Genomic DNA, 6924 nt, shown 5'->3' on the forward strand with positions numbered 1-6924 from the left:
CCGCGCGGTCACCGCGGCGCGCGCGCGCGCCGCAGCGTGGCGACGGCGCCGTCGCGCGTGATCTCGCCCCCGACGGCGAGCGCGAGCACGTCGAGGACGCGGCCCACCGGGTCGCCCTCGAACGTCGCGGTCAGGCGCTGCCCGGCGAGCGCCGAGGCGGCGAGGCGCAGCTCGACGCCGTACCACCGCCGCAGGTCGGCCTGCACCACCGCCAGCGGCGTCCCCCGGTAGACGAGCCGGCCGCGCGTCCACCCCGCGTCGTCGGCGACCGCGGCGCCGCGCTCGGGAGTCACGCGCCCCGCCGAGTCCACGGCGCCGCGGTCCCCCGCGCGCAGCACGACGGGAGGCTGGCCGGCGTCCGCACCGTCGGCGGCGAGCGACACCGCCCCCTCGAACACCGCGACCGCGACGCGCGCCGCCGCGCCGTCGGTGCGGACGGCGAACTCGGTGCCGAGGTCCTCGACGACCGCGCCCGCGACGCGCACGCGGAACGGCCGCGCCTCGTCGTGCGTGACCGCGAACCACGCCTCCCCCCGCAGCGTCACCTCGCGCGCGCCGTCGCCGTAGCCGGGCGCGACCTCGACGCGGCTGCCCGGCGCGAGCGGGACGCGCGAGCCGTCGGCGAGCTGCAGCGAGTCGCGCTGCCCGACCGCGGTGGCGCGGACGCGCGCGGCGGCCTGCGCGGGCGCCTCCCGCCGGCCGAGACCGACCGCAAGCGCCAGGACGGCGGCCGCGGCCACCCCGGCCAGCCCCCACCGACGCCCGCGCCCGCCGGCCGTGGACCGGTGCGTCGCTCCCGGACGGAGCGGGACCACCTCGGCGGCGGTCGCCGCGTCGCGGCGCGCCTGCACGCGGCGCAGCGCCCCCTCGACGTCGATCGGCGGGGCGTCCGCCGCGCGCGCGCCGGCGTCGCTCGCGGTGACGTCGAGCGCGCGCAGCATCGCGGCGTCGTCGGGGTGCGCCGCCAGCCACGCCGCGACCTCCCGCGCCTCGTCGGGCGCGCTCTCGCCGGCCAGGTACCGCGCGAGCGCCTCCCAGTCGGGAGGCGCGTCGGCGTCCCGCGCGTCGGAGGGGAGGGGCGTGTCGCTCATGCTGGGGAGAACACGGGATGCGGCCGCGACCCTAGGCCGCGTCGCGCGGAGCTTCCGGGGCGGGCGCGAGGCGGAGTATACATTGCGCTCCCGCGGCCCGCCCGCCGCCCCCGACCCGCGCCCCCTTCCCGTGGACGACCGCGAGCTGCTGGCCCGACTGGGCGGGGACGAGGAGGGCGCGCGCGAGGCGTTCGACGCGGTGTTCCGGCAGTGGTACGCGCCCCTCGTGCGCGCCGCCGACGCCGTCGTGCGCGACCGCGCCGTGGCCGAGGAGCTGGTCCAGGACGTCATGCTCGAGCTGTGGCGCCGCCGCACGGGGCTCGCGGCCGACGGCACGCCGCAGGCCTATCTCTTCCGCTCGGTGCGCAACCGGGCGCTGAACCACCTGCGGCACCGCCAGGTGGCGCGGCGCGGCGCCGAGCGCGCGGCGACGCCCGAGAGCCGCGAGGCGACCGCCCCCGCCGAGGTGGTGTCGCAGGAGATGGACGCCGCGGTGCGCGGCGCGCTCGACGCGCTGACGCCGCGCTGCCGCGAGGTGTTCGAGCTCAGTCGCACCCACGGCCTCCGCTACTCGGACATCGCGCAGACGCTGGGCGTCTCCGTGAAGGCCGTGGAGGCGCAGATGGGGCGGGCGCTGCGCACGATGCGCGAGCACCTCGCCCCGTGGCTGCCGGGGGGCGACGCGCTCTAGGCGCGCCGCCCGCCTTGCCGCCCCCGACTCAGGAGCAGACGAGCCGGCCGCGCGGCAGCGCGCGCGTGCAGTTGCGCGTGGTGCCGTTCTCGGTGATGACCACCTTGGCCGTCGCGGTGCCGTCGTACGTCACGACCTCGCGCCGCGCGACCGTCGTCGCCGCCTGGCCGGCGAAGGTGAGCGTGGCCGTCATCGCGCGCACCACGGTGCCCGCCGTCGGGTAGGTGCGGGCGGTGTCGCTCGCCGCGCGCACGGGGACGACGACGCCGCGCGTGGTGTCGCCGACGGTGCGCGACGCGGTGAACGCGCCGCGGCTCGAGGTGCCGGTGGTGCTCTCGACGCCGCGCGACGCGCCGTTCACGGTGCGCTGCGTGCTCCCCTGCGCGAGGCCGGCCACGGTGCGCTCGCTGCTGCTCTGCACCGTCGTCGTCGCGGTGAGGATCGTCGCCGTGTCGCCGAGCAGGCGCGCGCCCGGGCCGCGCCCGCCGAGCCCGGGGCCGTGCCCGCGCCCGTCGCGGGCGTTGCTCGAGTCGCGCGCGTACGACACCGTCCCGGCGACCGTGGAGCGCGTGTTGACGCTGTTGGTGGTGAGCGTGTCGAAGGCCTGCTGCACCGCGCCGGCGGCGCTCAGGTACTGCGCCGATCGGTTGATGGTCAGCCCGTTGCGCGTCTCGGCCGGGCAGGCGACGCGCCCGCTGGCGGCGTCGAACGCCGCGCCGGCGCAGCCGATGCCGCGCGCGAACACGCCGCCGAACGGCCCCTCGTGCCCGCGGCCGCGGCCGAACGACATGCCGCCCGCGAAGTCCTCGGCGAGCCCGCCGCCCATCATCCCGCCGCCGGGGCCGGCGCCGTCGAAGCGCGCCTCGCGCCCGCCGGCGAGCCACAGCGCGCCCGACGTCGGGACGGCGGAGGCGGTGACGCCGACGTAGCTGCTGGCCAGGTCGCCGTAGCCGACCGGGGTGGCCGACAGCGACGCGCGCAGCGCCTCGATCTCGAGGGCGGTCGCCGCCCCCTCGGTGGTGGCCTCCGAGCAGGCGCCGACGGCCGCGAGGCCGAGGACGAGCGCGAACGCCGAACGCGTGGTGGTCTTCATGTGGTGGTCCGGGTGGGGCCGGGGCCCGGTCGCGCGCCCGTGCGCGTCGGTCCGCCGGCTTCGTGCGTGGTCAGCCGGAACTACACGCGAGCGCGGCGACACCCTACGTGGCCCGGATCGCCGGCGCGGAGCGCGGGGGTGTGCGCCCGGTCACGCCGCGGCGCACGTCGTCGCGTCGCGGTCGCCGCCTCCCGCTTCCCCGCGGCCGTCGGGCGCGTAGGATCCGGCCCCGAACGCGGCCGCGCGCCGCCCGGCCCCACCGCCGTCGTCCCCATGAGGTCCGCCCCAGCCACCCCGCCCGCCGACGACGCGCTGCGCGTCGACACGATCCCCCGCCCCGTGCCCGCGGACGACCCGCGGGTGGCGCGGCTGGCCGAGGAGATCGCGCCCCACCTGCGCCCGCACTGCGCGGGGATGCCCGCCGAGACGTTTGAGCGGCTGGTGCGCCGTGCCGCGCACATCCGGCTCCGCTGGCCCTCCTGAGCCCGGACGCGCGAAGGGCCCGGCGACGCGCGGCGGCGTGCCGGGCCCGCGGTCGCGGCGCCGGATCGGACGATGGAGCGTATCGGGCTCGAACCGATGACCCCCTGCTTGCAAAGCAGGTGCTCTCCCAACTGAGCTAACGCCCCGACGCCGCGGAATATAGCGCGCCCCCGGGTGGCGCGCGTCACCGCCCGGCCGCCGCGCCCGGGGGCGTCCCGCCGCCCGACGCTACATTGGGAGGCCTGCCGATGCTCGACCTCCAGCGCCTCCTCCTGCAGCTCGTCGTGGTCCTGGCCACCGCCCGACTGGCGGGGTGGCTGGCGCGCCGCGTCGGGCAGCCGCGCGTGGTCGGCGAGATGGTCGCCGGGCTCGCGCTGGGCCCCACGCTGTTCGGCGCCCTCGCCCCCGCGACCTGGGGCGCGCTCTTCCCCGCCGAGTCGTTCCAGGCGCTCGCCGTGGTGTCGCAGCTCGGCGTGCTGCTGTTCCTGCTGGCGATCGGGCTGCGCCTCGACCACGCGCTCCTCCGCCAGCGCGCCGGCGCCGCCGTCGCGACCAGTCACGCCAGCATCGTCGTCCCGTTCGCGCTCGGGCTCGCGCTGGCGCCGGCCCTCCCGCGCGCGCTCGCCGGCGCGCAGGTCACGCCGCTCGCCTTCGCGCTGTTCGTCGGCGCGGCGATGAGCGTGACCGCGTTCCCGGTGCTGGCGCGCATCCTAGAGGAGCGGCGGCTGACCGGCACGCGCCTCGGCGCGCTGGCCCTCGCGGCGGCGGCGGTCGACGACGTCTCCGCCTGGACGATCCTCGCGGGCGTGGTCGCCGTCGCGCGCGCCGGCGCCGGCGAGGGGGCGGCCCTGGCGGCCGCGCGCACGCTCGGACTGACCATCCTGGTCGCCGCCGCGGCCGTCGCCGTGCGCCCGCTGCTCCGCCGGCTCCTCGTCCGCGACGCGGTGGGCGTCGAGCTGGTCGCGACGACGGTGCTGTTCGGCCTCGTGATGGCGCTCGCCACCGAGTGGGCCGGGGCGCACGCGCTGTTCGGCGCCTTCCTCGCCGGCGCCGTGGTGCCGCGCGACGGCGGGACCGCCGCGGCGATCGCCGACCGGTTGGAGGCGCTGGTCACGACGTCGCTCCTGCCGGTGTTCTTCGCCTACGCCGGGCTGCGCGCGTCGGTCGGGCTGATCGAGGGGAGCACGCTGTGGGCGGTGTTCGCCCTCGTCATGCTCGTCGCCGTCGGCGGGAAGCTCGGCGGGTCGGCGGCGGCGGCGCGCCTCGGCGGGCTGCCGTGGGACGAGGCGATCTCGCTCGGAGTCCTGATGAACACGCGCGGGCTGATGGAGCTCGTGATCCTCTCGATCGGCCTCGACGTCGGCGCGATCTCGCCGACCTTCTACGCGATGATGGTGCTCATGGCCCTCACCACGACGGTGATGACGTCCCCGCTGCTCGCGCTGGTGGAGCGCCACCGCGCGCGGGCCGCCGCGCGCGCCCCGCGCCTCGACCCGGCCGCGGGCTGACCGCGATGGAGGGAGGCAACACCCTCGTCGACTGGATCTCGTACGGGATCCTCGGCTTCGTCCTCTTCGCGCTCGCGGTCCTCGTGCTGCGGAGCGCGTGGTTCTTCCTGTCGCTGCTGGCGATCCCGCTCACCGACACGCTGGCGCGCCGCACGCGGCTCGGCGGCGCGATCCGGCGGTGGGGGGAGCGCGGCGCGCCGGTCGATCCGCGGATGGCCGCGTCGGACGTGGCGCACGAGGTGGCGCCGTCGCAGGTGCCGCGGCGGGTGCGGGTCGGCGCCGGCGTCGGTGCGGTGCTCGGCGCGCTCCCCGGCGTGTGGTTCGCGATCCGCGGGGCGACGCTGACGCTGCAGCGCGGCGAGACCGTGATGAACGCGCTGGCGCAGGCCGCGCTGGGGATCGGGCTGGTGGCGTCGGCGGGGCTGCTGGTCGGGACGGCGCTCGGCGCGGGGCTCGGGCTGGCGCTGGAGGCGTTCTCCTCGAGGCGCTCGTCCGCCGGCTGAGCGTCCTGCGGTGAGGGGCCCGGACACGACTCGGCCCCGTGACTCGAGAGCCACGGGGCCGAGGGTCAGCCGGAGCGCGACGTCAGCTCACTCGTGCGCGGGCAGCGGCTCCATCGTCTTCGGATCCACCGGCACCTGCACCTCGTCGCGGTACTTCGAGCTCATCATGAAGACGCGCATCTTCGGGAAGGCGTCCATGAAGCTCGTGTAGCAGAACACCCAGAGCCCCAGCATCCCGAGCCCGACCCCGATCTCCCAGATCCCGAACGGAAGCGTCGACGCCTCGCCGAACACCGACGGGTAGATCTCGAGGTAGCGGTGGATCCAGATGCCGAGCGCCGAGCAGACCGCGACCACCGTCATCACCGGCGTGAAGAGCTTGGCGGCCTTCGAGAGCAGGGTGAAGAACGGGATCACGAAGCTCAGGATCACGACCGCCGTCGACAGCCCGATCCACGGGTCGAGCAGGCGCAGGCGGGGCCAGTGCGTCTCCTCGGGCAGGTTGCCGTACCAGATCACGAGGAACTGGCTGAACGTCAGGTAGCCCCAGAAGGCGGTGAAGGCGAACGCCAGCTTGCCGATGTCGTGGAAGTGCGACTCGGTGATCACGTCGTACACGCCGAGGTGGTTGCGCCAGACGCGCATCAGCACCGCGAACGACATGATCATGACGAGGAACCCGCCCATGAACACCTGCCAGCCGTACATCGTCTGCTGGAAGTGGAGCGAGAACGTCATCGAGTAGTCCCAGATCATGATCGGCCAGAACCAGCCGAACATGAGGCAGACCACGACCGCGATCTTGCCGAGGATCGAGTGCGTGCTGTGCAGCTCGCGCCGCTCCTCGCCGAACCCGGCGCGCATCTTGGCGCGCATGTTCTTCGCCCACCCCGAGCCCGTCGTCTCCTCGGGGGTGACGCCGACGTCGAGGCGCACCGACCGGTAGACGAACCAGGTGTAGAACGCCGTCATCAGGCCGAACAGCACCACGCCGCGCAGCTTGAAGAAGGTCGGGTCGAGGTACGTCTCCTTCTGCGGCGTGTGGAGCGACTCGCGCGTCCACTGGAACAGGTTGTCGCCGCTGGCGAAGAGGATGACGACGAGGATCACGAACGCGACCGGCAGCCACGCCACGTACCCCTCGATGATGCGCACCACCGGGCGCGACCAGCGCGCCGTTGTGAGGCGCTGCACCGCCGCGAAGGCGACGCCGGCCGAGGAGATGATCGTGAAGTAGAGCCAGTTGTACATCAGGGCCATCCAGGCCCGGTTGGCCCCCGTCGGTGTGTCGGCGGCGCCGAGCGCCCCGACCACGAAGGTGACGAGGCCCAGCGCCGCGAGGGCGAGGGCGCCCAGCTTGACGGTGCGGGAGACGGGCTTGTTGGCCGTCGCGCGAATCAGCTCCTCGCGCGTCGGGACGTGCACGGCGTGCAGGCTCACAGGCGGTCCCCCTTCGGCTGGGGCGTCGTCGGCTGGGGGGCGGTCGGCGCGGCGGCCGGCGTGGCGGCGGCGCCCGACTCGGCGGGCTGGCCCGCGGGCGCGGCGGTCTCGCCGG

At 76.2% G+C, this 6924-nt stretch carries 7 protein-coding genes and 1 tRNA gene; 4 read left to right on the plus strand and 4 right to left on the minus strand.

Annotated features, from left to right (window positions below; genetic code table 11):
* Positions 1 to 8 precede the first annotated feature (8 nt).
* Positions 9 to 1091, minus strand: a complete 1083-nt coding sequence (locus PYV61_RS18450) for a FecR domain-containing protein (protein WP_275834329.1) — start codon at positions 1089 to 1091, stop codon at positions 9 to 11.
* An 82-nt stretch (positions 1092 to 1173) separates the two neighbouring features.
* Here PYV61_RS18450 and PYV61_RS18455 point away from each other — a divergent pair, with 82 nt between their 5' ends.
* Positions 1174 to 1782, plus strand: a complete 609-nt coding sequence (locus PYV61_RS18455) for an RNA polymerase sigma-70 factor (protein WP_275834331.1) — start codon at positions 1174 to 1176, stop codon at positions 1780 to 1782.
* Positions 1783 to 1810: 28 nt separating this feature from the next.
* Here PYV61_RS18455 and PYV61_RS18460 read toward each other — a convergent pair whose 3' ends face one another.
* Positions 1811 to 2875: a hypothetical protein gene (locus PYV61_RS18460; RefSeq protein WP_275834333.1), complete on the minus strand. Its 1065-nt coding sequence runs from the start codon at positions 2873 to 2875 to the stop codon at positions 1811 to 1813.
* Positions 2876 to 3148: 273 nt separating this feature from the next.
* Between PYV61_RS18460 and PYV61_RS18465 the strand changes: the two genes are divergently transcribed.
* Entirely contained in the window at positions 3149 to 3358 is a 210-nt protein-coding gene (locus PYV61_RS18465; protein WP_275834335.1) for a hypothetical protein, read from the plus strand.
* Between the two features lie 73 nt (positions 3359 to 3431).
* Here PYV61_RS18465 and PYV61_RS18470 read toward each other — a convergent pair.
* Positions 3432 to 3504, minus strand: a tRNA-Ala gene (locus PYV61_RS18470).
* A 102-nt stretch (positions 3505 to 3606) separates the two neighbouring features.
* Between PYV61_RS18470 and PYV61_RS18475 the strand changes: the two genes are divergently transcribed.
* Positions 3607 to 4866: a cation:proton antiporter gene (locus PYV61_RS18475; RefSeq protein ID WP_275834337.1), complete on the plus strand. Its 1260-nt coding sequence runs from the start codon at positions 3607 to 3609 to the stop codon at positions 4864 to 4866.
* Between the two features lie 5 nt (positions 4867 to 4871).
* On the plus strand, positions 4872 to 5369 hold the full coding sequence (locus PYV61_RS18480; protein ID WP_275834339.1) for a hypothetical protein: 498 nt from the start codon (positions 4872 to 4874) through the stop codon (positions 5367 to 5369).
* Positions 5370 to 5456: 87 nt separating this feature from the next.
* Here the strand turns inward: PYV61_RS18480 and PYV61_RS18485 are convergent, their stop codons facing one another.
* Positions 5457 to 6809: a hypothetical protein gene (locus tag PYV61_RS18485; protein ID WP_275834341.1), complete on the minus strand. Its 1353-nt coding sequence runs from the start codon at positions 6807 to 6809 to the stop codon at positions 5457 to 5459.
* Positions 6810 to 6924: the final 115 nt, after the last annotated feature.

Origin of the sequence: Roseisolibacter sp. H3M3-2 (genome assembly GCF_029211165.1) — a bacterium.
Lineage (GTDB): Bacteria > Gemmatimonadota > Gemmatimonadetes > Gemmatimonadales > Gemmatimonadaceae > Roseisolibacter.

Bases quoted from the DNA above. Each gene is read 5' to 3' on its own strand.
- PYV61_RS18460 (WP_275834333.1), bottom strand. From the start codon at position 2,875: ATGAAGACCACCACGCGTTCGGCGTTCGCGCTCGTCCTCGGCCTCGCG.
- PYV61_RS18475 (WP_275834337.1), top strand. From the start codon at position 3,607: ATGCTCGACCTCCAGCGCCTCCTCCTGCAGCTCGTCGTGGTCCTGGCC.
- PYV61_RS18465 (WP_275834335.1), top strand. From the start codon at position 3,149: ATGAGGTCCGCCCCAGCCACCCCGCCCGCCGACGACGCGCTGCGCGTC.
- PYV61_RS18450 (WP_275834329.1), bottom strand. From the start codon at position 1,091: ATGAGCGACACGCCCCTCCCCTCCGACGCGCGGGACGCCGACGCGCCT.
- PYV61_RS18480 (WP_275834339.1), top strand. From the start codon at position 4,872: ATGGAGGGAGGCAACACCCTCGTCGACTGGATCTCGTACGGGATCCTC.